The 25,674-nt window shown below is 71.4% G+C and carries 20 protein-coding genes; 15 read left to right on the forward strand and 5 right to left on the reverse strand.

Annotated features, from left to right (window positions below; genetic code table 11):
• The 3 genes from ACFXBC_RS05930 to ACFXBC_RS05940 all read left to right on the forward strand — a co-directional run.
• The coding region (locus tag ACFXBC_RS05930) for an FAD-binding and (Fe-S)-binding domain-containing protein (RefSeq protein WP_385019134.1) at positions 1 to 2,940 on the forward strand (2,940 nt) is incomplete at its 5' end.
• A gap of 135 nt (positions 2,941 to 3,075) precedes the next feature.
• Positions 3,076 to 4,950 carry an ABC transporter transmembrane domain-containing protein gene (locus ACFXBC_RS05935; RefSeq protein ID WP_385019136.1) on the forward strand — a complete coding sequence of 625 codons (1,875 nt, stop codon included), beginning with the start codon at positions 3,076 to 3,078 and terminating at the stop codon, positions 4,948 to 4,950.
• Positions 4,951 to 4,961: 11 nt separating this feature from the next.
• The gene (locus ACFXBC_RS05940; RefSeq protein WP_385019266.1) at positions 4,962 to 6,743 is read left to right on the forward strand and encodes an ABC transporter ATP-binding protein; all 1,782 of its coding nucleotides are present in this window, start codon (positions 4,962 to 4,964) and stop codon (positions 6,741 to 6,743) included.
• Positions 6,744 to 6,855: 112 nt separating this feature from the next.
• Here the strand turns inward: ACFXBC_RS05940 and ACFXBC_RS05945 are convergent, their stop codons facing one another.
• Positions 6,856 to 7,677, reverse strand: a complete 822-nt coding sequence (locus tag ACFXBC_RS05945; protein ID WP_385019138.1) for a metal-dependent hydrolase — start codon at positions 7,675 to 7,677, stop codon at positions 6,856 to 6,858.
• Positions 7,678 to 7,749: 72 nt separating this feature from the next.
• Here ACFXBC_RS05945 and ACFXBC_RS05950 point away from each other — a divergent pair, with 72 nt between their 5' ends.
• The 4 genes from ACFXBC_RS05950 to ACFXBC_RS05965 all read left to right on the forward strand — a co-directional run bounded on the left by ACFXBC_RS05950 (position 7,750) and on the right by ACFXBC_RS05965 (position 13,130).
• The gene (locus ACFXBC_RS05950; RefSeq protein WP_385019140.1) at positions 7,750 to 10,332 is read left to right on the forward strand and encodes a DEAD/DEAH box helicase; all 2,583 of its coding nucleotides are present in this window, start codon (positions 7,750 to 7,752) and stop codon (positions 10,330 to 10,332) included.
• 34 nt (positions 10,333 to 10,366) lie between these two features.
• Complete coding sequence (locus tag ACFXBC_RS05955) at positions 10,367 to 11,239, forward strand: acyl-CoA thioesterase (RefSeq protein WP_385019142.1); 873 nt, start codon at positions 10,367 to 10,369, stop codon at positions 11,237 to 11,239.
• A gap of 145 nt (positions 11,240 to 11,384) precedes the next feature.
• Entirely contained in the window at positions 11,385 to 12,533 is a 1,149-nt protein-coding gene (locus ACFXBC_RS05960; RefSeq protein ID WP_385019144.1) for a D-alanyl-D-alanine carboxypeptidase family protein, read from the forward strand.
• Between the two features lie 108 nt (positions 12,534 to 12,641).
• Complete coding sequence (locus tag ACFXBC_RS05965) at positions 12,642 to 13,130, forward strand: glutathione peroxidase (protein WP_385019146.1); 489 nt, start codon at positions 12,642 to 12,644, stop codon at positions 13,128 to 13,130.
• A gap of 144 nt (positions 13,131 to 13,274) precedes the next feature.
• On the opposite strand, the gene ACFXBC_RS05970 is transcribed toward ACFXBC_RS05965, so the two are convergent.
• Positions 13,275 to 14,504: an acyl-CoA dehydrogenase family protein gene (locus ACFXBC_RS05970; RefSeq protein ID WP_385019148.1), complete on the reverse strand. Its 1,230-nt coding sequence runs from the start codon at positions 14,502 to 14,504 to the stop codon at positions 13,275 to 13,277.
• Between the two features lie 207 nt (positions 14,505 to 14,711).
• Between ACFXBC_RS05970 and ACFXBC_RS05975 the strand changes: the two genes are divergently transcribed.
• The gene (locus ACFXBC_RS05975) at positions 14,712 to 15,380 is read left to right on the forward strand and encodes a TetR family transcriptional regulator (RefSeq protein ID WP_385019150.1); all 669 of its coding nucleotides are present in this window, start codon (positions 14,712 to 14,714) and stop codon (positions 15,378 to 15,380) included.
• A gap of 143 nt (positions 15,381 to 15,523) precedes the next feature.
• On the opposite strand, the gene def is transcribed toward ACFXBC_RS05975, so the two are convergent.
• Positions 15,524 to 16,063 (reverse strand): peptide deformylase, encoded by a 540-nt coding sequence (def, locus tag ACFXBC_RS05980; protein ID WP_385019152.1) that lies wholly within the window; start codon positions 16,061 to 16,063, stop codon positions 15,524 to 15,526.
• 115 nt (positions 16,064 to 16,178) lie between these two features.
• Between def and ACFXBC_RS05985 the strand changes: the two genes are divergently transcribed.
• The 5 genes from ACFXBC_RS05985 (at position 16,179) to ACFXBC_RS06005 (ending at position 20,633) form a co-directional block, all read left to right on the forward strand.
• Complete coding sequence (locus tag ACFXBC_RS05985) at positions 16,179 to 17,417, forward strand: MurT ligase domain-containing protein (protein ID WP_385019154.1); 1,239 nt, start codon at positions 16,179 to 16,181, stop codon at positions 17,415 to 17,417.
• Between the two features lie 17 nt (positions 17,418 to 17,434).
• Positions 17,435 to 18,163 (forward strand): type 1 glutamine amidotransferase, encoded by a 729-nt coding sequence (locus ACFXBC_RS05990; RefSeq protein ID WP_385019156.1) that lies wholly within the window; start codon positions 17,435 to 17,437, stop codon positions 18,161 to 18,163.
• 141 nt (positions 18,164 to 18,304) lie between these two features.
• Entirely contained in the window at positions 18,305 to 19,330 is a 1,026-nt protein-coding gene (locus ACFXBC_RS05995) for a 6-phosphofructokinase (RefSeq protein ID WP_385019158.1), read from the forward strand.
• A gap of 116 nt (positions 19,331 to 19,446) precedes the next feature.
• Positions 19,447 to 20,415, forward strand: a complete 969-nt coding sequence (locus ACFXBC_RS06000) for a cytochrome c oxidase assembly protein (protein WP_385019160.1) — start codon at positions 19,447 to 19,449, stop codon at positions 20,413 to 20,415.
• Between the two features lie 56 nt (positions 20,416 to 20,471).
• A complete protein-coding gene (locus tag ACFXBC_RS06005; RefSeq protein WP_385019162.1) occupies positions 20,472 to 20,633 on the forward strand; it encodes a hypothetical protein in 162 nt (53 codons plus the stop codon).
• 18 nt (positions 20,634 to 20,651) lie between these two features.
• Here ACFXBC_RS06005 and ACFXBC_RS06010 read toward each other — a convergent pair whose 3' ends face one another.
• Positions 20,652 to 21,053, reverse strand: coding sequence for an SSI family serine proteinase inhibitor (locus ACFXBC_RS06010; protein ID WP_385019164.1), 402 nt, complete (start codon positions 21,051 to 21,053; stop codon positions 20,652 to 20,654).
• 243 nt (positions 21,054 to 21,296) lie between these two features.
• Here ACFXBC_RS06010 and ACFXBC_RS06015 point away from each other — a divergent pair, with 243 nt between their 5' ends.
• Both ACFXBC_RS06015 and ACFXBC_RS06020 read left to right on the forward strand, forming a co-directional pair.
• Entirely contained in the window at positions 21,297 to 21,998 is a 702-nt protein-coding gene (locus ACFXBC_RS06015; RefSeq protein WP_385019166.1) for a lysophospholipid acyltransferase family protein, read from the forward strand.
• Between the two features lie 65 nt (positions 21,999 to 22,063).
• Positions 22,064 to 23,122, forward strand: a complete 1,059-nt coding sequence (locus ACFXBC_RS06020) for an NAD-dependent epimerase/dehydratase family protein (protein ID WP_385019168.1) — start codon at positions 22,064 to 22,066, stop codon at positions 23,120 to 23,122.
• A gap of 25 nt (positions 23,123 to 23,147) precedes the next feature.
• Here the strand turns inward: ACFXBC_RS06020 and ACFXBC_RS06025 are convergent, their stop codons facing one another.
• The gene (locus ACFXBC_RS06025; RefSeq protein ID WP_385019268.1) at positions 23,148 to 24,659 is read right to left on the reverse strand and encodes an alpha/beta hydrolase; all 1,512 of its coding nucleotides are present in this window, start codon (positions 24,657 to 24,659) and stop codon (positions 23,148 to 23,150) included.
• Between the last annotated feature and the right edge of the window lie 1,015 nt (positions 24,660 to 25,674).

A 25,674-nucleotide genomic window follows, 5' to 3' on the forward strand; every position in this document is an offset into this window, starting at 1 on the left:
CTCGCCCCGACGCCGGGGGCACTCGGTCGGCGTCGGGCGCGGGCGCGGGCCCCCGCCCGTGGCCCGGCCGCCCGGTCGTCCGGGACCCCCGAGCCGCTGCGCGGGGAGCTGACCGCGCTGCTGGGCGAGGAGAAGGTGCTGTCGAAGGTCTCCGACCTCGTGCGGTACGCGTCCGACGCCAGCCCCTACCGCTTCGTCCCCCAGGTCGTGGTGGTCGCCGAGGACATCGGTGATGTGTCCGCCGTGCTCGCGTACGCGAGGGACCACGGCCGTCAGGTCGTCTTCCGGGCGGCGGGCACCTCGCTGAACGGGCAGGCCCAGGGCGAGGACATCCTGGTCGACGTCCGCCGCCACTGGTCCGGCATCGAGGTCCTGGACGACGGCGCACGCGCCCGCATCGGTCCGGGCACCACCATCGTGCGCGCCAACGCGACGCTCGCCCGGCACGGCCGCGTCCTGGGCCCCGACCCGGCCAGCGCCATCGCCTGCACCCTCGGCGGTGTCGTCGCCAACAACGCGTCCGGGATGACGGCGGGCACCACCCGCAACTCCTACCGCACGCTCGCCTCACTGACCTTCGTACTGCCGGGCGGCACCGTGGTCGACACGGCCGGTCCGGCCGCCGACGACGCCCTCGCCGCCGCCGAGCCCGAGCTGTGCGCGGGGCTCCTCGCGGTGAAGGCCGAGATCGAGGCGGACCCGGAGCTGACCGCCCGGATCCGGGCCAAGTACGAGATCAAGAACACCAACGGCTACCGTCTGGACGCCTTCCTGGACGGCGCCACTCCCGTCGAGATCCTGCGCGGGCTGATGGTCGGTTCCGAGGGCACCTTCGGCTTCATCTCCGAGGTCGTCTTCGACACCCTGCCGCTGGACCGGAAGCTCTCCACGGCCCTGCTCTTCTTCCCGAGCCTGCGCGCGGCGGCCGCGGCGGTGCCGGTCTTCAACGAGGCCGGGGCGCGGGCCGTGGAGCTGATGGACGGCAATACGCTGCGCGCCTCGGTCAGTGTGGCGGGGGTCCCGGGCGACTGGGCGGAGCTGCCCAAGGAGACGACGGCGCTGCTGGTCGAGTTCCGGGCGCCGGACGACGCGGGCAGGGAGGCGTACGAGCGGGTGGCGGCCGAGGCCGTCGCCGGGCTGGATCTGGTGGTGCCCGTCGCGTCCGTGACCAACGCGTTCACCCGCGACCCGGAGGTCATCGCCGGGTACTGGAAGGCGCGCAAGGCGTTCGTCACCGCGGTCGGCGGTGCCCGCCCGTCCGGTACGACACTGATCACCGAGGACTTCGCCGTACCGCCGTCGAAGCTCGCCGACGCCTGCACGGAGCTGCTCGCACTCCAGACCCGGCACGGTTTCGACGCCGCCGTGGCCGGTCACGCGGCCCACGGCAATCTGCACTTCCTGCTCGCCTTCGACGCGGGGCTGCCCGGGGACGTCGCCCGTTACGCGGCCTTCATGGACGAGTTCTGCCGGCTGACGGTCGAGCGCTTCGACGGTTCGCTCAAGGCCGAGCACGCCACCGGGCGGAACATCGCGCCCTTCCTGGAGCTCGAATGGGGCCCGCGGGCAACGGAGTTGATGTGGCGGATCAAGCAGATCATCGACCCCGACGGGGTGCTCGCCCCGCGCGTCGTACTGGACCGTGACCCGGAGGCCCATCTGCGCGGGCTCAAGACCATCCCCAGGGTGGAGCTGATCGCCGATCCCTGTATCGAATGCGGCTTCTGCGAGCCCACCTGCCCCAGCCACGATCTGACGACGACACCGCGCCAGCGGATCGTGCTGCGCCGCGAGATGATGCGCCAGTCCCCCGGCGCCCCGGTCGAGGACAGCCTGCTCGACGCGTACGGATATGACGCGGTGGACACCTGCGCGGGCGACTCCACCTGCAAGCTCGCCTGCCCGGTGGGGATCGACACCGGGGCGATGATGAAGGACTTCCGGCACCGGCGGCACACCCCGCGCGAGGAGCGGGTGGCCGCACTGACGGCACAGAACTTCCGGACGGTCGAGGCGGCGGCGCGGCTCGCGGTCGGCGCGGCCGACCGGATCTCCGACCGGCTCCTCGAATCCGTCACCGGCCTCGCCCGCAAGGCGGTACGTCCCGATCTGGTCCCGGAGTGGCTGCCGGAGATCCCCGGGGCGGCCGCCCGAAGGCTGCCGCGCACCTCCCGCAGGGGCTCGGCCGCGGTCTACTACCCGGCCTGCGTCAACCGGATCTTCGGTGAACCGGCCGGGTTCCGGGGGCCGTCGCTCCCCGAGGCCGTGGTGGCGCTCGCCGAGCGGGCCGGGCAGCCGGTGTGGATCCCGGACGACGTCGCCGGGACCTGCTGCGCGACGATCTGGCACTCCAAGGGGTACGACGAGGGCAACGCGGTGATGGCCAACCGCATCGTGGAGGCCGCCTGGGGCTGGACCGGTGGCGGCAAGTACCCGCTGATCGTGGACGCTTCGTCGTGCACCCTGGGCATCGCCCACGAGGTGGTCCCCTACCTCACCGACGACAACCGTGAGCTGCACAGCGCGCTGACGATCACCGACTCCGTCGTCTGGGCGGCGGACGAGCTGCTCCCCCGTCTCACCGTGCTCCGCAGGGCGGGTTCCGCGGTGCTCCACCCCACCTGCTCGATGCAGCACCTCGGCGACGAGGCACAGTTGCGGGCGGTCGCCGAGGCGTGCGCCGATGAGGTCGTCGTTCCGGACAGCCTCGGCTGCTGCGCCTTCGCCGGGGACCGCGGGATGCTGCACAAGGAGCTCACGGCGGCCGCGACGGCGCCGGAGGCGGCCGAGGTCAATGCCAGGGAGTTCGACGCGTACCTCTCGGCGAACCGGATGTGCGAGGTCGGCATGGACCGGGCGACGGGGCGGAGTTACCACTCCGTGCTGCTCGAACTGGAGCGGGCGACGCGCCCGGAGCCCGGCACCGCCCGGCGCGGCTGATCCGGCGGGGCGGCCCTGCGCGGCCGGTACGATCGCGTCGCGTCCGGGGCCCCGGGCCGGAAAATCGATTGCCCCGAAGCGTGGTGGAGCGCGAACCTTGCACGGTTTGAGCCCCTCTTCGACTTCTGGGACCCCATGCAGATTCACGACCTTCCCTATCCGGACCCAGGCGATCCCGACGTACGGTCAGGCCCCCGTTTCCTCTACTGGCTCGGGCGCAACCAGCTCGGCGGCCAGTGCCGCTCCCTCGCCTGGGGGCTGCTGCACCAGTGCGGGATCGCCGGACTGCCGCTGGCGGTCGGCTTCGCCGTCCAGGCGGTGGTGGACCGTTCCGGCAGCCGGCTGGCCCTCTCCGGCGGGCTGATCCTGCTGCTCGGCGCGGTGATCGCGGTGGGCGACACGATGCAGCACCGGACCGCGGTCACCAACTGGATCACCGCGGCCGCCCGGGTCCAGCAGCTGCTCGCGAGGAAGACCTCCGAGCTGGGCTCGGCGCTGACCCGGCGGGTCGCGGCGGGTGAGGTCGTCGCGGTGTCCACCGGGGACGTGGAGAAGATCGGCTGGTTCGTCGAGGCGCTCTCGCGCTTCCTCGCCGCCGCGACGGTACTGGTCGTCATCTGTGCCGCTCTGGTGGTCTATCTGCCGTCGCTGGGAATCGTGGTGGCACTCGCCATGCCGGTACTGGCGCTGGCCGTCCTGCCGTTGCTGTCCAGAGCCACCGCGCGCGCCGATGTGCAGCGGGAGAAGGCGGGCCGGGCGACCGAGCTGGCGGCCGACACGGTCGCCGGGCTGCGGGTGCTGCGCGGCATCGGGGGCGAGGAGCTCTTCCTCACCCGCTACCGGGCCGCCTCGCAGGAGGTGCGCAGGGCCGCCGTACGCAGCGCCCGCATGTGGTCGCTGATCTCCGGGATCCAGGTGCTGCTGCCGGGACTGCTGCTGATCGGTGTGGTCTGTTACGGCGCCCGGCTGGCCGCCGACGGACGCATCGAGGTCGGTCAGCTCGTCACCGTGTACAGCGCCGTGACCCTGCTGCTCTTCCCGCTGCGGAACTTCCAGGAGATCGCCATGGCCTACTCGTTCTCCCGGCCGTCGGCGAAACGCGCGGCGCGCGTACTGGCGCTTGAGCGCACCGTGTCCGGTGTGACGGACGACCGCCCCGCCGACGGCGCGGCGCGGTGCGCACCCGCGCCAGGCGGTGATCTCTACGATCCGGTGACCGGACTCCTCGCCTCGGCCGGACAGTTGACGGCTGTGGTGTGCGGCGACCCGGACGCCGCGGGCGCCCTGGCCGAGCGGCTCGGCGGGCACGCCACCAGCGAGGACGCGGGGAAGCTCCCCTCGGTCCTGCTCGGCGGGGTCGCGCTCGACGATCTGCCGCTGGACGCCTCACGTACGGCCGTCGTGGTCCAGGACAAGGATCCGGTGCTGCTGTCCGGCACCCTGAGCGAGCTGCTCGACGTGCCATCGTCCGGCCGGGTGGCGGCGGCGGACGCGCTGACGGCCGCGCAGTGCGCGGATGTGCTTCAGGCGCTGGCCCAGGCCGCTGTCGAGCCGGGCGGCGATCCGCTGCGGACGAGGATCACCGAACGCGGGCGGTCGCTCTCCGGCGGACAGCGGCAGCGGCTGGCGCTGGCGCGGTCGCTGGTGACCGATCCGGAGGTGCTGGTGCTCGACGAGCCGACGTCGGCCGTCGACTCGCACACCGAGGCGCGGGTCGCCCAGGGGGTGAAGGAGCTGCGCGCGGGGCGTACGACGGTGGTGTTCGCCTCGTCCCCGCTGCTGCTCGACCACGCGGACCGGGTGGTCTTCGTACACGGGGGCGCGGTCGCCGCCACCGGCCCGCACCGTGAGCTGCTCCACGGCGACCCGCGGTACCGCGCGGTCGTCACCCGCGGCCCCGGCGACGAGGCGGACGGTGCTGACCGGCCGTCCCGCGCCGGAACGGCGGACAAGGCACCGGACACCTCCGGTGCCCCACAGGCTTTCGCAGACATCGAGGAGTCGGCATGAGAGGAGTCGGCATGATCGGCGTCGCGCCCCCGGCGTACGACCCGGCGGCGCCGGAGACGGCGACCACACTTCCGGTGGGTACGCCCACGACGGTACGGACATACGTCCGCGAACTGATGGGCCGTCACAGGCGGGCTTTCACCCTGCTCATCGCGGCCAACGCCGTCGCGGTGATCGCCTCACTGGTCGGCCCCTACCTCCTGGGCGGGCTCGTCGAGGACCTCTCGGGCGGCGGCCGTGACCTCCATCTGGTGCGTGTGGCCGTGGTGTTCGCGGTCGCGCTGGCCGTCCAGACGTACTTCGTACGGCTGATGGAGCTACGCGGTGCGATGCTCGGCGAGGAGATGCTCGCCGATCTGCGCGAGGACTACCTGGTGCGGTCGGTGGCGCTGCCGCCGGGCGTTCTGGAGCGGGCCGGTACCGGCGATCTGCTCTCGCGTATCACCACCGACATCGACCGGCTGGCGAACGCCATGCGCGAGGCGGTGCCGCAACTGGCGATCGGCGTGGTGTGGGCGGGGCTGCTGATCGGCGCGCTGACCGTGACCGCGCCACCGCTCGCGCTCTCGGTCCTGGTCGCACTGCCCGTGCTGGTCACCGGATGCCGCTGGTACTTCAAGCGGGCGCCTTCGGCCTACCGTTCGGAGGCCGCCGGATACGCGGCGGTCGCGGCGATGCTCGCGGAGACCGTCGACGCCGGGCGGACCATCGAGGCGCACCGCCTGGGGGGCCGCCGGGTGTCGCTCTCGGACCGGCGCATCAAGGAGTGGACCGCCTGGGAACGCTACACACTGTGGCTGCGGTCGGTCCTCTTCCCGGTCATCAACGTCACCTATGTGACCATCCTCGGCGCGGTGCTGCTGCTCGGCGGGTTCTTCGTGCTCCAGGGCTGGCTCAGCGTCGGACAGCTCACCACGGGGGCGCTGCTGGCCCAGATGATGGTCGATCCGGTCGGGCTGATCCTGCGCTGGTACGACGAACTCCAGGTCGCCCAGGTGTCGTTGGCCCGGCTCGTCGGAGTGCGCGAGATCGAGCCCGATGCCGGCGACGAGGAGATCGGGCCGGACGGGCGTACGGTACGCGCCGACGCGGTGCGCTTCGGCTACCGGGAGGGCGTCGACGTACTGCACCGGGTGACGCTCGATGTGGCACCCGGCACCCGGATGGCGCTGGTCGGGCCGTCCGGCGCGGGGAAGTCGACGCTGGGCCGGCTGCTGGCGGGGATCTACGCGCCGCGCACCGGTGAGGTCACGCTGGGCGGCGCCGAGCTGTCCCGGATGCCCGCCGAGCGGGTACGGGAACACGTCGCGCTGGTCAACCAGGAGCACCATGTCTTCGTGGGCTCGCTGCGCGACAATCTGCTGCTGGCCAGGGCGGGCGCCGACGACGCGGAGCTGTGGGCGGCACTCGGCGCGGTCGACGCGGACGACTGGGCCGCGGGGCTTGAGGCGGGGCTGGACACCGGGGTCGGCTCGGGCGGTCTGGCCCTCACCCCGGCGCAGGCCCAGCAGATCGCGCTGGCCCGGCTGGTGCTCGCCGATCCGCACACGCTGGTCCTGGACGAGGCGACCTCACTGCTCGACCCTCGGGCGGCCCGTCATCTGGAGCGTTCGCTGGCCCGGGTGCTGGACGGGCGGACGGTGGTGGCGATCGCGCACCGGCTGCACACCGCGCACGACGCGGATGTGATCGCGGTGGTCGAGGAGGGCCGCATCAGCGAGCTGGGCAGCCACGACGAGCTGGTCGCGGCGGACGGCGCGTACGCGGCGCTGTGGCGCTCCTGGCACGGATGAGCGCGGCGGGCCGGGGCCTCCGGGGGCGGCTCCGGCCCGCAGGTCTTCGGCCCCGGGCTGCCGGACCCGCCCGCCGCCGCACCTCCGCGGACGGCCCGGCCCGCGTACCGCCTCAGATGACGCCGAGCGCGAACGCGCAGCTCACCCCGCCCGCCAGCATGAAGACCGGCATCAGCACCTTGAGCTCCACCCAGCTGCCCGCCCGGAACCGCATGAACTTGGGCGGTCCCACATGGCGCCAGTGCTTGCGGCCGAGCGGTATCGGCCAGAAGATCGGGCAGCCCGAGACCGTGATGGCGTCGCCGATGTCGTGGATCAGGGCGCCCAGGACGATCGGCAGACCCAGCCACATGTACTGCTGGGGCTCGCCCAGCCACAGGAAGTGCTGGCCGGGATCGGTGAAGAACCAGTCGGAACCGTTGCCCGGCTCGTCCAGGATCCCGGCGAGGATCCAGGCGCTGGCAGCGGCCAGCAGCCAGACCAGGACCGTGCTGCTGGCCGGGCGCGCGGCACGCCACAGCAGGCCCTCGATGGCGAGCACCATATGGACGAAGAGAATGCCGAGGACCGCCCAGCGGCCGCCGTAGACCGCCAGGGCGGAGGCTCCGGCACCGAGCAGGACCGCCCACACCCCGGTGTGCGTAAGGGTGCGGTGACCGCCGCCCTTGCGGGGGTCACCCTTGCCCCTCGTGACCTTGTAGACGACACCCGCCACCACGTCCACCAGCGCGCACAGCCCGAGGGACAGCGGCCCGAACGCGTTGGATATCGTCGCGGCCTTGTGATCGAGGTCGGGAGCCAGCGCCGCCCCGGCGCTGATCAGCGCTCCGACCACGAGGACCGGCCACGGCATCGGATGGCCGTACGCCGTCGCCGCCGCCCCCACCCCCAGCCAGGCAGCCGCCCCTGACAGCGAGTGCGCCGGTCCCATCATGGTTCGTCCCGCCCCGTTTTCCGTTGTGCTGAAGCCCAGTTGAGCGCTGTCCGAGAAGGAAGCGTATCGCTCATGATCTTCGCGAGGACAGCCGGTTCCCCCTCGCGGCGAGAAGGCAGGCAAGATGGAGGCGTGACCCTTATCGATCAGCTCCCCGCGACCGCCGACCCCGACGCTCTCTTCGAGGCTTTCTCGTCGTGGGCGGAGGGTCAGGGCATCACGCTCTATCCGGCTCAGGAGGAGGCGCTGATCGAGGTGGTCTCCGGGGCCAACGTGATCCTCTCGACCCCCACCGGGTCGGGAAAGAGCCTGGTCGCGGCGGGTGCGCACTTCGCCGCGCTGGCCCATGACAAGGTCACTTTCTACACCGCGCCGATCAAGGCCCTGGTCTCGGAGAAGTTCTTCGACCTGTGCAAGCTCTTCGGCACCGAGAACGTCGGGATGCTCACCGGCGACGCGTCGGTGAACGCGGACGCCCCGGTGATCTGCTGCACCGCCGAGGTGCTGGCATCGATCGCGCTGCGCGACGGCAAGTACGCCGACATCGGCCAGGTCGTGATGGACGAGTTCCACTTCTACGCGGAACCGGACCGGGGCTGGGCCTGGCAGATCCCCCTCCTGGAACTGCCGCAGGCGCAGTTCGTCCTGATGTCCGCGACCCTCGGTGACGTCTCGCGGTTCGAGGCGGACCTGACCCGGCGCACCGGCCTGCCCACCTCGGTGGTCCGCTCGGCGACCCGCCCGGTCCCGCTCTCGTACGAGTACCGGCGGACCCCGATCACCGAGACGCTGACCGAGCTGCTTGAGACCAAGCAGTCGCCCGTCTACATCGTGCACTTCACCCAGGCCGCGGCGGTCGAGCGCGCACAGTCGCTGATGAGCATCAATATGTGCAGCCGGGAGGAGAAGGACCGGATCGCCGACCTTATCGGCAACTTCCGCTTCACCACCAAGTTCGGCCAGAACCTCTCGCGTTATGTGCGCCACGGCATCGGCGTCCATCACGCGGGGATGCTCCCCAAGTACCGCCGTCTGGTCGAGAAGCTGGCGCAGGCGGGCCTGTTGAAGGTCATCTGCGGTACGGACACCCTGGGGGTCGGGGTCAACGTCCCCATCCGCACGGTGCTGTTCACCGCGCTGACGAAGTACGACGGGACGCGGGTCCGTACGCTCCGCGCCCGGGAGTTCCACCAGATCGCGGGCCGCGCGGGGCGGGCCGGGTTCGACACCGCGGGCTTCGTCGTCGCGCAGGCCCCCGAGCACGTGGTGGAGAACGAGAAGGCGCTCGCCAAGGCCGGCGACGACCCGAAGAAGCGCCGCAAGGTGGTCCGCAAGAAGGCACCGGAAGGCTTCGTCGCCTGGAGCGACACCACCTTCGAGAAGCTGATCGCAGCCGATCCCGAGCCTCTGACCTCGCGGTTCCGGGTCAGCCACACCATGCTGCTCTCGGTGATCGCCCGGCCGGGCAACGCTTTCAAGGCGATGCGCCACCTCCTGGAGGACAACCACGAGCCGCGCAAGGCGCAGCTGCGGCACATCCGCCGGGCCATCGCGATCTACCGTTCGCTGCTCGACGGCGGTGTGGTGGAGCAGCTGGACGCGCCGGACGCCGAGGGCCGCATCATCCGGCTCACCGTCGACCTCCAGCAGGACTTCGCGCTCAACCAGCCGCTGTCCACGTTCGCGCTGGCCGCTTTCGACCTGCTGGACGCCGAATCCCCCTCGTACGCCCTGGACATGGTCTCGGTGGTCGAGTCGACGCTGGACGACCCGCGGCAGATCCTCGCCGCCCAGCAGAACAAGGCCCGCGGTGAGGCGATCGGCCAAATGAAGGCCGAGGGGATGGAGTACGAGGAGCGCATGGAGCGGCTCCAGGAGGTCACGTACCCCAAGCCGCTCGAAGAGCTGCTGGTGCACGCCTACAACGTCTACCGTACGAGCCATCCGTGGGTCGGCGACCACCCGGTGTCGCCGAAGTCGGTCATCCGTGACATGTACGAACGGGCCATGACCTTCACCGAGTTCACCTCGCACTACGAACTCGCCCGCACCGAGGGCATCGTGCTGCGGTACCTGGCGGGCGCGTACAAGGCGCTCGACCACACCATCCCGGACGACCTCAAGTCCGAGGACCTCCAGGACCTCATCGCCTGGCTGGGCGAGCTGGTCCGCCAGGTGGACTCCAGTCTGCTGGACGAGTGGGAGCAGCTGGCCAACCCGGAGGTGGAGACCGCGGAGCAGGCGGCCGAGCGCGCCGACCAGGTCAAGCCGGTCACGGCCAACGCCCGCGCCTTCCGGGTCCTCGTACGCAACGCCATGTTCCGCCGGGTGGAGCTGGCGGCGCTGGACAACGTGGCCGCGCTCGGCGAGCTGGACGGCGAAGCGGGGTGGGACGAGGACGCCTGGGGCGAGGCGATGGACGCCTACTGGGACGAGTACGACGACCTGGGCACGGGGCCGGACGCGCGCGGCCCCAAACTGCTGATCATCGACACGGACGGGGAGAACGCCCCGCACGGGGTGTGGCGGGTGCGGCAGATCTTCGCCGACCCGAACGGCGACCACGACTGGGGCATCAGCGCGGAGGTGGACCTCGCCGCGTCCGACGAGGAGGGCCGTGCGGTCGTCCGGGTCACCGCCGTCGGCCAGCTGTGACCCGGGCAACCGCCGTGACCTGGAAGGACACCGAATGACCAGCCCCACCGAGAGACTGATCGACCTGCTGGACCTGGAGCAGATCGAGGTCGACATCTTCCGCGGGCGCAGCCCGCACGAGTCCCTGCAGCGGGTCTTCGGCGGACAGGTCGCGGGCCAGGCCCTGGTCGCGGCAGGCCGCACCACCGACGGGGAGCGGCCGGTCCACTCGCTGCACGCCTACTTCCTGCGGCCGGGCAGGCCGGGGGTGCCGATCGTCTACCAGGTGGAACGGGTCAGGGACGGCCGCTCCTTCACCACCCGCCGGGTGACCGCCGTCCAGCAGGGCCGCACCATCTTCAATCTGACGGCCTCCTTCCACCGGCCCGAGGAGGGCAGCTTCGAGCACCAGGCGCCGCCGGGCCGGGAGGTGCCGGACCCGGAGACGCTGCCGTCGGTCTCCGACGAGATCCGTGAGCACCTGGGCGAACTGCCCGAGGCGCTGGAGCGGATGGCCCGCAGACAGCCCTTCGAGATCCGGTATGTGGACCGGCTGCGCTGGACCCCCGACGAGATCGAGGGCGCCGATCCGCACAGCGCGGTGTGGATGCGGGCGGTCGGGCCGCTCGGCGACGACCAGCTGATCCACACCTGTGCCCTCACGTACGCCAGCGACATGACGCTGCTGGACGCGGTCCGTATCCCGGTCGAGCCGCTGTGGGGGCCGCGCGGATTCGACATGGCGTCGCTGGACCACGCCATGTGGTTCCACCGCCCGTTCCGTACGGACGAGTGGTTCCTCTACGACCAGGAGTCGCCCATCGCGACGGGCGGGCGGGGGCTGGCCCGGGGCCGGATCTTCGACCGTGCGGGGAATCTGCTGGTCTCGGTCGTCCAGGAGGGCCTGTTCCGCAGACTCGGCGCCTGATCCGGCGGGCTGCGGGAGTGCCGTGACGGGGCCCCGCGGGGCGGGTCCGGCAGTCGGACCAAGCCACAGAGCGGCCCCGCCGGACTTCTCCTACGGTGTGATCATGTCCCAAGCGATGTGGTGTTCTGTCAGGATTCGTGCGGCTGTGGCCGTTTCCCTGCCCGCACTGGTGCTCGCCTCCCTCTCGTCGGCCGCGCGGGCCGACAGCAGTCCCGCGCCCCGGCCGGCCGCGGACAGCGGACGGTCCGCGCTGTACGGCACCGGCGTCCAGGTGGCGTCCGGGGCCGCCCGGCCGCCCGAGACGACGGCGCTGTCGTGGATGGTGACCGATCTGCGCACCGGCCGGGTGCTGGCGGCCAGGAACGCGCACCGGCCACTGCCCCCGGCCAGCACGCTCAAGACGCTCTTCGCGCTGACCGTGCTGCCGAAGTTCCCGCCGCAGGAGGTGCACCGCGCGGACCTGACCGACCTCACCGGGCTCCAGCCCGGAAGCAGCCTGGTCGGGATGCGGGAAGGCACTCGGTACACGGTCGCCGATCTGTGGCGCGGCGTGTTCCTGGCCTCGGGCAATGACGCGGTGCACACCCTGGCGACGATGAACGGCGGTGTACCGGCGACCATCAGGAGCATGCAGGCGACCGCCCGCCGGCTCGGGGCGCACGACACCGTGGTCAAGTCGGCCGACGGATACGACACCCCGGGGCAGCACTCGTCGGCGTACGACCTGTCGCTGTTCGCCCGCGCGGGTCTGACGAATCCGGAGTTCCGGCAGTTCGCCTCGACCAGGACCGCGCGTTTCCCCGCGTCGGGCGGGCCGGACGCCTTCGGCATCCAGAACACGAACAGGCTGCTCGTCGGGTCGCACGGTGTCACGCAGTACCCCGGCCTGCTCGGGGTGAAGAACGGCTACACGACGGAAGCGGGCAACACCCTGGTCACCGCCGCCCAGCGGAACGGGCGCACCCTCCTGGTGACCGTCATGAACCCGCAGTCCGGGCAGCCGAACGGCGCCTACGACGAGACACGCTCCCTGTTGGACTGGGGGTTCGCGACGGCGCCCACCGTCTCACCGGTGGACGTGCTGCCCGCCTTCCACCCGGCGCGTCCCCCGGCCCCCGCCGGCAGCAGGGCGCCCGCCGAACACACGCCCCCGGTGGCGGCTTCGCAGACCTCGCACATCACGGTGTCCGGCTGGACGGCCTTCCTGTTCGCCGGCGGGGTGGCCGCCGCCGCGCTGGCCGGCGCCCTGCTGATCGCCCGCCGCCGGGCGCGCAGACAGGGCGGACCGGCCTGAGCCGGTGAGCGGTCAGCGGGGCCGGGGGGGCGCAGGACGGGGGCGTTGGCCGGGTGTTCACGGGTCTCTGGAACAGTACGTACCACTGACCTACGACAGGAGCTGACGATGAGCCTGTACGACATCCCGCTGCACACCCTGACCGGCGACGCGACCTCCCTGGCCGACTACCGGGGCAAGGCGGTGCTGCTGGTGAACGTGGCGTCCAAGTGCGGACTCACCCCGCAGTACGCCGGTCTCGAAAAGCTTCAGCAGCAGTACGGGGAGCGCGGCTTCACCGTCATCGGGGTGCCCTGCAACCAGTTCGCCGGGCAGGAGCCGGGCAGCGCCGAGGAGATCCAGACCTTCTGCTCGGCCAGTTACGGGGTGACGTTCCCGATGCTGGAGAAGACCGACGTCAACGGCGCCGGGCAGCACCCGCTCTACGCGGAGCTGACGAAGGTGGCCGACGGTGCGGGTGAGGCCGGGGACGTCCAGTGGAACTTCGAGAAGTTCCTGATCTCGCCGACGGGCGAGGTCGTCTCCCGGATCCGACCGCGCACCGAGCCGGAGGCGCCTGAGGTCGTGGCGGCCATCGAGGCGCAGCTGCCGGCCTGACGGAGCGGCCCGGACCGATAAGGCGGCCCGGCCCAGGGAAGCGGAGCAAGCCCGCGGAGGATTCTCCGCGGGCCTGCTGTGCTCCTGGTACGGGATCCCGTCGGCCGGATCCCGTACCGGCCGGGCGGGGCGGCACGGGCCGCCTCAGCGGATCGGCATGCCCGCCAGGGTCCGGGCGATCACCAGACGCTGGATCTCGCTGGTGCCCTCGAAGATGGTGTAGATCGCGGAGTCGCGGTGCATGCGCTCGACCGGGTACTCACGGGTGTAGCCGTTGCCGCCCAGGATCTGGATGGCCTGGGCCGTGACCTTCTTGGCCGTCTCGCTGGCGTACAGCTTGGACATGGAGCCCTCGGCCGCGGTGAACGGCTTGTTCGCCGACGCCATCCAGGAGGCGCGCCAGACCAGCAGGCGGGCCGCGTCGATCTGCGTCCGCATGTCGGCGAGCTGGAAGGCGACGCCCTGGTTGTCGATGATCGGACGGCCGAACTGGCTGCGGGTCTTCGCGTAGTCCAGCGCGACCTCGTATGCCGCCCGCGCGGTGCCGACCGCCATGGCGCCGACCGCGGGGCGGGACGCCTCGAAGGTGGCCATCGCCGCGTTCTTCACACGCTCGCCGCCGCCCTGCTTCGCACGCTCCCGGGCGCGGGCCAGCCGCTCGTCCAGCTTCTCCTTGCCGCCGAGCAGACAGTGGCCCGGTACCCGGACGTCCTCCAGGACGACCTCGGCGGTGTGGGAGGCGCGGATGCCGTGCTTCTTGAACTTCTGGCCCTGCGTCAGGCCCGGTGTCCCCGGCGGGACGATGAACGAGGCGTGCCCCTTCGATCCGGCGTCGGGGTCGACGACGGCGACCACGACATGGACGTTGGCGATGCCGCCGTTGGTCGCCCAGGTCTTGGTGCCGTTGAGCACCCACTCGTCCTTGGCCTCGTCGTACACCGCGCGGGTCCGCATCGCGGCGACGTCGGATCCGGCGTCGGGTTCGGACGAGCAGAAGGCCGCGACCTTGACGTCGTTCGCGTCGCCGTACATCTGCGGGATCCAGGTGCCGATCTGGTCCTCGGTGCCGTTGGCGAGGACCCCGACCGCGGCCAGACCCGTACCGACGATCGAGAGCGCGATGCCCGCGTCGCCCCAGAAGAGCTCCTCCATCGCCATGGGGATACCGAGGCCGGTGGGGTCGAAGAACTGCTGGGCGTAGAAGTCGAGCGAGTAGATGCCGACCTTGGCCGCCTCCTGGATCACCGGCCAGGGGGTCTCCTCACGCTCGTCCCACTCGGCGGCAGCCGGGCGGATGACGTCCGCGGCGAATCCGTGGATCCAGTCACGGACCTGCTTCTGGTCATCGTTGAGTTCGAGCGTGAACTCGGCCATGTCCCCTCCAGCACTGCGTTCCATCGGAATGTTACTTGCGGTAACCGCAGTCTGTTACTGGCAAGTAGCCCCTGTCAACCTCCAGGGTCGCCCCCGGCACGGGCCCCCGGTCGGGTGTTACGTTTCGGCAGGGGGCCGGACCGGGCGGCGCAAGCACCACGGATCCGCGTCACAGAGCCAGAATCGCAGGGCGGGGAAGAGGTACCCATGGGGACCACACAGGCCACACCGGCCGGACAAGCAGCGCAGACCACACAGCAGCGCTCGGCACACAGCCGGCGCCGGGAGCTGCTGGAGGCGGCCGACCGGGTCGTGCTGCGGGACGGCCCGAAGGCGTCCATGAACGCCATCGCGGCCGAGGCGGGGATCACCAAGCCCATCCTCTACCGGCACTTCGGCGACAAGGGCGGCCTCTACCGGGCGCTCGCCAAGCGCCACACCGACGCACTGCTGAGCGCGCTGCGGGCCGCGCTGGACGCTCCGGCCGGCCGGCGGGAGCGCGTCGAGGCCACGCTGGACACCTATCTCGCGGCGATCGAGGCCAGACCGCAGGTCTACCGCTTCCTGATGCATCCGGCCGACGACGGCCAGCAGCCCGAGCAGACCTTCGACGTGGGGCTGCACTCGGCGCCGCTGCTGCGCAGGCTCGGCGAGGAGCTGGCCAAGGTGATCGCCGAACGCGTCGACCTCGGTCCGGGCAGTGAGCAGCTGGCGCGGGTCTGGGGTCATGGCATCGTCGGGATGATGCACGCGGCGGGCGACTGGTGGCTCGGTGAACGCCCCTGCCCGCGGGAGCAGTTGGTCAGCAGCCTCGCCGATCTCCTCTGGGGCAGGCTCTCCACGGCCTCCGACCGCACCGGCGGACCGGGCTTCTGAAACACCCGGCCGCGGCAGCCGTCCGGCGGGCACGGCAGTGCGGCGGCGAGGGACAAGGGGCTCAGGGGCGAAAGGGGCTCAGGGCAAGGGGCAGGGCCCTCAGGGTCCCAGCGGTTCAGCCCGGACTCGTGGGTGCGGTGCGCTCAGCGGATCAGCCCGGCCCGGCGGCCGGCCCGCAGCGCCCTGCCGCGGCGCCATCCGGCCAGCCGGTCGGTGTACATCAGGCCGTCGAGATGGTCGCACTCGTGCTGGAGGCAGCGCGCGAAGAACCCGGTGCCGCTGACCGTGACCGGCTCCCCGGTCACCGAGAAGCCCTCCACGACGGCATGGTCGAAGCGCGGCGTGCCCGCCTCGATGCCGGGCAGTGAAAGACAGCCCTCGGCGCCGCGCACGGTGACCCCGTCGGCCTCCACCAGCCGGGGGTTGACCAGATGTCCGAGATGGCGGACGTCCTCGTCGTCCGGGCAGTCATAGACGAACACCCGCAGCCCGGCGCCGATCTGATTCGCCGCGAGGCCGACACCCCGTGCCGCGTACATCGTCGCGAACATGTCCTCGACGAGCCCGGCGAGCGAGGCGTCGAAGCCCGCCACCGGCTCGCAGGGCGCGTGCAGCACGGGATCGCCGTACGGACTCATCGTCCGCACGGCTCCGGAACTGCCGGGGATCGGGCGGTTTCGCATGACGGCAAGCGTACGTTCCGCCCGGAACAGCGCCGCCCCGGTGGTGCCGAGGTCGGGCGCACGGCCGGATCTCGATAGGCTGAGCCCCGCGCCGACGCAAGGAGGATCTAGGACGATGGACGGCAACACGGAGCCGCTGTCGCCGCGGGCCAAGCTGGCCGTGACGGCAGGCAAGGCCGCGGCAGCGGTATCGCGCGCCGCGGGGCGCGGCAGCGGATCGGTGATCGGCGGCAAGGTCGCACTGCGGCTCGACCCCGACCTGCTCGGGCGCCTCGCCCAGCATCTGGACGTGATCCTGGTCTCGGCGACGAACGGCAAGACCACCACGACCCGGCTCATCGCCGAGGCGCTGCGCGCAGCGGGCCCGGTCGTGTCGAACGCCCTGGGCGCCAATATGCCCGCGGGCATCACCTCCGCGCTGGCGGGCGGTTCCGACGCGCGCTTCGGCGTGATCGAGGTCGACGAGAAGTACCTCGCCGGAGTCGCACGCGACACGACACCCAAGGCGATCGCGCTGCTGAACCTCTCCCGCGACCAGCTCGACCGGGCGGGCGAGACCCGCATGCTGGCCGAGCGGTGGCGGGAGGGGCTGGCCGGGACGAAGGCCGTCGTCATCGCCAACGCGGACGACCCGCTGGTCGTGTGGGCCGCTTCGTCCTCCCCCACCGTGGTCTGGGTCGCGGCCGGCCAGGAGTGGAAGGACGACGCCTGGTCGTGCCCGTCCTGCGGCGGTGTGCTCCAGTGGCCGAACGACGAGTGGTTCTGCGCGGACTGCGGTTTCCGCCGCCCGGCGCCCAGTTGGGCGCTCTCCGGGGACTACGTCGTCGATCCGCACGGTTCGGCCTGGCCGATCCACCTCCAGCTGCCGGGCCGGGCCAACAAGGCGAACGCGACCACGTCGGCGGCCGTCGCGGCGACCTTCGGTGTCCCGCCGCAGGTGGCGCTGGAGCGGATGTACGGCGTGCAGGCTGTCGCGGGCCGGTACGACGTGGTGTCGTTCCTCAACCGTGAGGTACGGCTGCTGCTCGCCAAGAACCCGGCGGGCTGGCTGGAGACGTTCTCGCTGATCGATCCGCCGCCGACGCCGGTGATCCTCGCCGTCAACGCCCGCGGCGCCGACGGCACGGACACCTCCTGGCTCTGGGACGTCGACTACACCCGCCTCGCGGGCCACCCCATCTTCGTCATCGGCGACCGCAAGCTGGACCTCGCGGTACGGCTCGAAGTGGCCGGGCTCCAGTTCCAGGTCTGCGAGACGGTGGACGAGGCGGTCCAGTACGCGCCGCCCGGCCGGATCGAACTGATCGCCAACTACACCGCGTTCCAGGACGTGCGCCGCCGCGTCGGCAACTGACCTCAGAGGAAACGATGATGAGCGACAACAGCCTGCGTCTGGTGTGGGTCTACCCGGACCTGCTGAGCACCTACGGCGACCAGGGCAACGCCCTGGTGGTGGAGCGCCGGGCCCGCCAGCGCGGCCTCGACGTGACCCGTATCGACGTGCGCAGCGACCAGCCGGTGCCGACATCCGGCGACATCTATCTGATCGGCGGCGGCGAGGACCGCCCGCAGCGGCTGGCGTCCGAGCGGCTGCGCAGGGACGGCGGGCTCAGCAGGGCGGCCTCCAACGGCGCGATCATCTTCTCGGTCTGCGCCGGGTACCAGATCCTCGGCCACGAGTTCATCAACGACCTCGGCGAGCGCGAGCCGGGCCTGGGGCTCCTCGACGTGATCTCGACCCGCGGCGAGGGCGACCGCTGCGTCGGCGACGTGTACGGCGACATCGACCAGCGGCTCGGCCTGCCGCCGCTGACCGGTTTCGAGAACCACCAGGGCATCACCCATCTCGGGCCGACCGCCCGCCCGTTCGCCCGCGTCCAGCTCGGCCGGGGCAACGGCACGGGCGACGGCACCGAGGGCGCGTACAACGACACCGTCTTCGGTACGTACATGCACGGCCCGGTGCTGGCCCGCAACCCGCAGATCGCCGATCTGCTGCTCAAGCTGGCCCTGGACGTCAACGCGCTGCCGCCGACCGACGACCGCTGGTACGAGGCGCTGCGGGCCGAGCGGATCGCGGTGGCAACACAGCCCGCATGAGGCCCGATACGTACATCTGAGCGGCGTCCAGCAGGCGGACGCCCGCTACGTCTCCGCAGCCCTCCGCCGGTAGGCTGACGGGGATCCAGCCCGGACGACGTGGTCCGGTCACAGGCCCACGTTGCAAAGGTAAGTCGGGCAATGCGAATTGGTGTCCTCACCTCCGGCGGCGACTGCCCCGGTCTGAACGCCGTCATCCGCTCGGTCGTGCACCGCGCCGTCGTCGACCACGGCGACGAGGTCATCGGCTTCCACGACGGGTGGAAGGGCCTGCTCGAATGCGACTACCGCAAGCTCGACCTCGACGCGGTGGGCGGCATCCTGGCCCGCGGCGGCACGATCCTCGGCTCCTCGCGGGTGCAGCCGGCGCATCTGCGTGACGGCGTGGAGCGCGCCCGGGGGCATGTCGCCGATCTGGGGCTCGACGCGATCATCCCGATCGGCGGCGAGGGCACCCTGAAGGCGGCGCACCTCCTCTCCGAGGCCGGGCTGCCGATCGTGGGTGTGCCGAAGACCATCGACAACGACATCGCGTCGACCGATGTCACCTTCGGTTTCGACACGGCCGTGGGGGTCGCGACCGATGCCCTCGACCGGCTGAAGACCACCGCCGAGTCGCATCAGCGGGTACTGATCGTCGAGGTCATGGGGCGCCACACCGGGTGGATCGCGCTGCACTCGGGCATGGCGGCGGGCGCGCACGCCATCGTCGTCCCCGAGCGCCCCTTCGACATCGACGAGCTCACCGAGCTGGTCGGCCGGCGCTTCTCGGCGGGCAAGAAGTTCGCGATCGTGGTGGTCGCCGAGGGCGCCAAGCCGCGCGAGGGCTCGATGAGCTTCGATGTGGGCGCCAAGGACATGTACGGGCACGAGCGGTTCGCCGGGGTCGCCAGGCAGCTCTCCATCGAGCTGGAGGAGCGTCTCGGCAAGGAGGCCCGTCCGGTGATACTCGGTCATGTGCAGCGCGGCGGCACCCCCACCGCGTACGACAGGGTCCTGGCCACCCGGTTCGGCTGGCACGCCGTGGAGGCCGCGCACCGCGGTGCTTTCGGCATGCTGACCGCCCTGCGCGGCACGGAGATCACCATGGTGCCGCTGGGCGAGGCCGTGGAGACCCTCAAGACCGTGCCCGCCGAGCGGTACGCCGAAGCGGAGTGCGTCCTCTGAGCCTCCTCTGACGTTCCCCATTCGCCCGATACGGTACGAACTGCCCCCGGCCACAACTGCGGCCGGGGGCAGTTCTACTCTGGTGCGGACATCAGGCACGAATCAGGAGTGAGTGGATGGACCACAGCGGGCACGGCATGCCCATGGACGGCATGACCATGGATCTGCCGCCGTTCACGCTGGGACGGGGGCTGGGTTTCTCCGCGGACCCGTTCTTCCTGATCGGCTGTCTGGTGGGGCTCGCGCTGTACGGCTGGGGCGTGGTCCGGCTGCGCAGGCGCGGTGACAGCTGGCCGGTCCACCGGATCGCGCTCTTCGTCGTCGGGGTGCTGACCGTCGGCCTCACGATGTGCACGAAACTGAACGACTACGGCATGGTCATGTTCAGCGTGCACATGGTGCAGCACATGATCATCAGCATGCTCTCCCCCATCCTGCTGCTGCTCGGCGCGCCGGTGACCCTGGCCCTGCGCGCCCTGCCCGTCGCGGGCCGGGGCAACCGCAAGGGTCCGCGCGAGCTGCTGCTGATGCTGCTGCGGAGCCGCTACATGCGGATCATCACGCACCCGGCCTTCACCATCCCGCTCTTCATCGCCAGCCTCTACGGGCTCTACTTCACCCCGCTCTTCGACTTCCTGATGGGCTCGATGACCGGACACATCGTGATGATGGTCCACTTCCTCTTCGTGGGGCTGATCTTCTTCTGGCCGATCATGGGGATCGACCCGGGACCGCACCGGCCGGGGTACGTCATGCGGATGCTGGAGCTCTTCGCCGGGATGCCCTTCCACGCGTTCTTCGGCATCGCGCTGATGATGGCGTCCGAGCCGATGGTGCAGGTGTACAAGCACCCGCCCATGTCGCTGGGGATCGACGCGCTCTCGGACCAGGAGGCCGCGGGCGGTATCGCCTGGGCGTTCAGCGAGATCCCGTCCGTACTGGTGCTGATCGCGCTGGTCTTCCAGTGGTACAGCTCCGAGCAGCGGGTCTCCCGGCGCTCCGACCGGGCCGAGGACCGCAACGGCGACCAGGAGCTGGCCGCCTACAACGCCTACCTGGCGTCACTCCAGGCACGCGGCCAGTAGCGGAGAAGGCCCCCGGCGGGCGACGATGGCCCTCCACCTTCGGAGGAGGAGCGGCCATGCCCGGTTCTGTGAAAACGATGGGTGTCATCACCGTGGGGGCCCTGGTCACGGTGACGGGGTATTCGGTGGTGCTCGGCAGCAACGGCTGGCTGTGGTTCGGCTGGGTGGTGCTGGGTCTGGTGACCGTCGGGATGGTCGCGGCGCGCGGCAGCAGCTGAGCGGCCGGGCCGGGGCGCTCAGAACCGGAAGACCGGGCCGGTGGCCGCGTCGAGCGAGCAGGCGTTGGCGAAGGTCCGGTCCCAGTGGGTGGGCCGGCCGCCCCACGTCCCGGCGACGGTGGCCTCCACCGGATCGGACTGCCTGGTGCAGGGCCGCGGCTCGCCGTCGAGACGGTCGAAGCTGCCGCCGGCCCGGTCGAGCGCTCGGCAGGCGGCCGAGGCGTCGGGGTGCGAGCCGTCCTCTCCCGCCGGCGCGCACCGGAGCAGCACGCTGCGGTTCCGGTCGGGGTGCGAGGGCGACGCGACGGTGAGGACGAGTCCGCTCGGGCGGATGGGCGGCGCTCCGGCGGCGGCCTGCGCGGGCGCCGCGGCGGCGAAAGCGAGCAGGGCCGCAGCGGCGGACATCGTACGGGGGCGCATCCGGTCCTCCAGGAACTCGGCACGAGGGTGGGAGCCCAGAGCATCCGGCCACCGGGCCCGGCGGCAAGTCACCGCGCCGCCCGGCCACCCGTACGGACGCGGATCCCGCTGCTCGAACGGCTCCCGGACGCATGCGGACGGGCCCGGGGGGCATGGACGGAGCAGGACGGACGGGTTCCGCGGCGGGCGGTGCGGCGGCTACTGTGCGCCGTCACGGGGAGCGACGGGGAGGCGGGCCGGCCATTGTTCTACTACATCCTTAAATTCGCCGTTTTCGGGCCGGTACTGAGGCTGCTGTTCCGGCCCAGGATCGAAGGGCTCGAACATATTCCGGAGGACGGCGCCGCGATCATCGCGGGCAACCATCTGTCCTTCTCCGACCACTTCCTGATGCCGGTCGTCCTCAGCCGGCGCATCACCTTTCTCGCGAAACAGGAGTACTTCACCGGGCCGGGCATCAAGGGCCGGCTGACGGCCGCCTTCTTCCGCAGCGTCGGCCAGATCCCGGTGGACCGGTCGGGCCGTGAGGCGGGCAGGGCCGCGGTCCGTGAGGGGCTCGGCGTGCTCGGCAGGGGCGAACTGCTCGGGATCTATCCGGAGGGCACCCGCTCGCACGACGGCAGGCTCTACAAGGGCAAGGTCGGGGTCGCCGTGATGGCCATCGAGGGCCGGGTCCCGGTGGTGCCGTGCGCGATGGTGGGCACCTTCGAGATCCAGCCGCCCGGCCGGCGGGTGCCGAAGATCCGGCGGGTCACGATCCGCTTCGGGGAGCCGCTGGACTTCAGCCGCTACGCGGGTCTGGAGAAGGAGAAAGTGGCGCTGCGGGCCGTCACCGACGAGATCATGTACGCGGTACTCGGGCTCTCGGGCCAGGAGTACGTCGACGCGTACGCCGCCGATGTGAAGGCCGCACAGGCGAAGAAGCCGCCGCACCAGCCGGGCTGACACCGGATCGGCTGTGAGCAGAACCGTCTGGCCCCGGGAGCGAGGCGGACCGTAGCGTCGGCGGCATGAGCAGCAGGGGAAGCGCCTTCGTACTGGGAGCGACAGGGCAGATCGGGCGCGCGGCGGTGCGCGCGCTGGTCTCGGACGGCTGGGAGGTGCGGGCCGCTTCGCGCGGGACGGGCGACAGCGACGACGGCCTGCCGGACGGTGTGCGTACCGTCCGTGTCGACCGGGATGTCGATGGCGCGCTCGCGGCGGCCCTGGGGCACGGCTGCGACGTCCTGGTGGACATGGTCGCGTACGGAACGGAGCATGCCCGGCAGCTGGTGGGCCTCGCGGACCGAATCGGCTCCGCGGTGGTGATCTCCAGTGGCGCGGTGTACGCGGACGCAGAAGGGCGCAGTTTCGACACCCAGGACGAGCCGGACGGTTTTCCGCGCTTTCCGGTGCCGATCCCCGAGAGCCACCTCACGGTCGGGCCGGGCCCGGCCACGTACGGCACCCGCAAGGTGGCGCTGGAGCGTGAGCTGCTGGCGGCGGCCGGGACGCTGCCCGTGACCCTGCTGCGGGCGGGCGCGATCCACGGTCCGCACGGCCGGGCGCCGCGTGAGCTGTACTTCGTCAAGCGGGCGCTCGACGGGCGGCCGGTGCGGATCCTGGCGTTCGGCGGGCGCAGCCGCTTCCACCCGGTGCATGTCTCCAACCTGGCCGAGATGATCAGGCTGGCCGCGCTGCGCCCGGGGTCGCGGGTGCTGAACGGCGGGGATCCCGAGGCGCCGACGGTCGCCGGGATCAGCGCGGCCATCGACGAAGTCATGGGCGTACGGAGCCGGTTGGTGCTGATCGAGGGGCGCGCCGCGGCGGACGGCACGGTGGGCAGCACACCATGGGGCGTCGACCACCCTGTGGTGTACGACATGTCGGCCGCCGAACGTGAGCTGGGCTACCGGCCGGTGACCGGGTACGCCGATTCCCTGCCCGCGACCGTGGAGTGGATCACCGGCCGGCTCCGGGACAGCGACGGGGACTGGCGCGGGGCCTTTCCCACGATGGCCAGGACGTACGACCCGCATCTCGATCTCTTCGACTACGCGGCGGAGGACGCCTGGCTGGGGAACCGGTGACCGAGCGGTCCCCCAGCGGGGGCTGTTACGGCTTCGGCGTGGCGTGCGGGGCGCAGGTCACATCGTGGCGGTCGGTGCTGCCGGTGAGCAGATAGCTGTCCACCCTGCTGTTGATGCACGGGTTGACCAGACCGGTCACCCCGTGCGAACCGGCGTCCTTCTCGATGATCAGGCGCGAGCCCTTGAAGCGCCGGTGCAGGTCGACGGCCCCCTGGAACGGTGTGGCCGCGTCACGGGTCGACTGGACGATCAGGACCGGCGGGAGGCCCTTGCCGGTGTGTACGTCGACCGGGGTCCGCTGCTTCGCGGGCCAGGTGGCGCACGGCAGGTTCATCCAGGCGTTGGACCAGGTCAGGAAGGGGTAGTCCTTGTTCAGCCTGGTGTTGTCCCGGTCCCATGTCCGCCAGTCGGTGGGCCACTTGGCGTCCGCGCACTCGACCGAGGTGTAGACGGCCGTCCCGTTCTCCGCCGAGATATTGCCCGCGGTGTCCGACATATCGGGCCCCGCGGCATCGATCAGCGGCTGCGGGTCACCGGCGAGGTACTGGCTCCAGGCCTTGGCGACCGGTGCCCAGGAGGAGTCGTAGTACGGCGCGTTCTGGAAGAACGCGAGCAGCTCGGCGGGGCCGACGACTCCGCCGAGCGGATGCTTCTTCGCCGTGGCCCGCAGCTTCTCCCACTGCTTTTCGACAGCGGCGGCCGTCTTCCCGATGTGGTACGCGGCATCGTTGGCGGCGACCCAGTTCTGCCAGTCGCTCCAGCGGCCCTGGAAGGCGATGTCCTGGTTGAGGTTGGCCTCGTACCAGATGTTCGACCGCTTCGGGTCGACCACGCTGTCCACGATCATCCGGCGGACATGGCCGGGGAAGAGCGTTCCGTACACCGCGCCGAGGTAGGTGCCGTAGGAGACGCCCAGGTAGTTGAGCCTCTTCTCGCCGAGCGCCGCCCGGATGACGTCGAGGTCACGTGCCGAGTTGGGCGTCGTCAGATACGGCAGCATCGCACCGCTGCGCTTGGCGCAGCCCTGCGCGTACTGCGCGGCGAGCTTGCGCTGGACCCGCTTGTCGGCCGTGCTGTCCGGGACCGGATCGGCCTTGGGGGCGCTGACGTACTGCTGCGGGTCGACGCAGGAGACCGGTGCCGAGTGGCCCACACCGCGCGGGTCGAAGCCCACGAAGTCGTACGCCTTGGCGGTGTTGACCCACAGGGCGCTCTTCGTGGTGGTCCTGGCGGGGAAGCGCATGCCCGAAGCGCCGGGGCCGCCGGGGTTGTAGACGAGGGAGCCCTGCCGCTGCGAGGCGGTGCCGGTGCTCACAGCGCGGTCGACGGCGAGCCGGATCGTCCGGCCGTCGGGGTGTGCGTAATCGACCGGGACGGTCACCCAGCCGCACTGGATCGGCTTCGCGAGCGCCCAGTCCGCAGGGCAGTCCTGCCAGTCGATCCCCGCCCTCGCCGCCCGCGCGGCGGCGACGGCTGCTCCGTGCGCCTCCGAGCCGGCGCGGCCGCGGCCGTCGGCGGTGGCCGACGGCGCAGCCATGGCGCCCGCTATGAGCGTCGCCGCGGCCAGAGCGCCGGCCGAACCGAGCACTGCGGTGCGTCTCACGTGGTACCTCCCCCTGTGCGAAGCGCCGTTCGTGCGGCGCTCTCCAGTACGTACCGGGGATCCTTTCTTGTGAACAGTCCCTGACAACAGGGCGCATGGGCGTTCTTTGCCAACCCGAAATGCGGCGAGGCGGGTCCCGGTGAGCGGTGCAGCCGTGGGCGGACCGCTCCCGTCCGCAACGGGGAACCAAGGGCCGGATGTTGGCGGGCAGCGGCTGAACCCCGTTCGCTGCACGGCAAGTTGGCGTGCTCCGGCCGAACTCGTCCCCGCACAGCACCCGGTGTGCGTGGCACGGTGATCCGTTCGGGCGGCCCGGCCCGCGTGCGGCCCGCCGTTCGTGCGCATACCGGCGTCCGCGCCCGCCTGCCGGAATGGTCCCCGGCCCGGACCACGCGCGGATCCGTCTTTCGGCGGTGGCCGTGACACCGATGGGCGTCCCCCGGAAGACGGAGGGTCGCAGCGGTCCGGCGGGCGCGCCGAGTTGCGCGGCGCGGCGGCGAACTCGCCCAGAACCGGGGCTGCGCCCCAGGTGAGAGCCGTGAAGCCGGGCTGGTCCATGGCCCGGGGAGCGTGGTGTCCACCCGAACAGGCCAAGTGACACGAACCATTACAAATCGGCGCGGTCAGTCATAGATCGGTCCTGCCATGGGTGAAGATCCGGGGGACGACAAGCCCCCGCCGCCGCGGCGGGGCGGTCCGGGCGGACGCCGAGTCCTGCCGCCGCACCCGGATGTCTGGTCGACACGAGTGGATCGGCAGGAGTGGAGGACCCAAGCAGTCCGGGGCGACAGCGACGTCGCTCCTCGGGGTGAAGCCGCCGGGCGGGGCGGGGGGGGGTGTTGTTTGTGGGGGGCGGATCTCGGCGCCGGGGCCTGGCGCCGCCCCCCCCCCCCCGGCGTACCGTACACACCGTGGTTGTGGGGGGGGGGGAGTATGGGGGCGATCAGTG

Origin of the sequence: Streptomyces sp. NPDC059398 (assembly GCF_042751845.1) — a bacterium.
GTDB lineage: Bacteria > Actinomycetota > Actinomycetes > Streptomycetales > Streptomycetaceae > Streptomyces.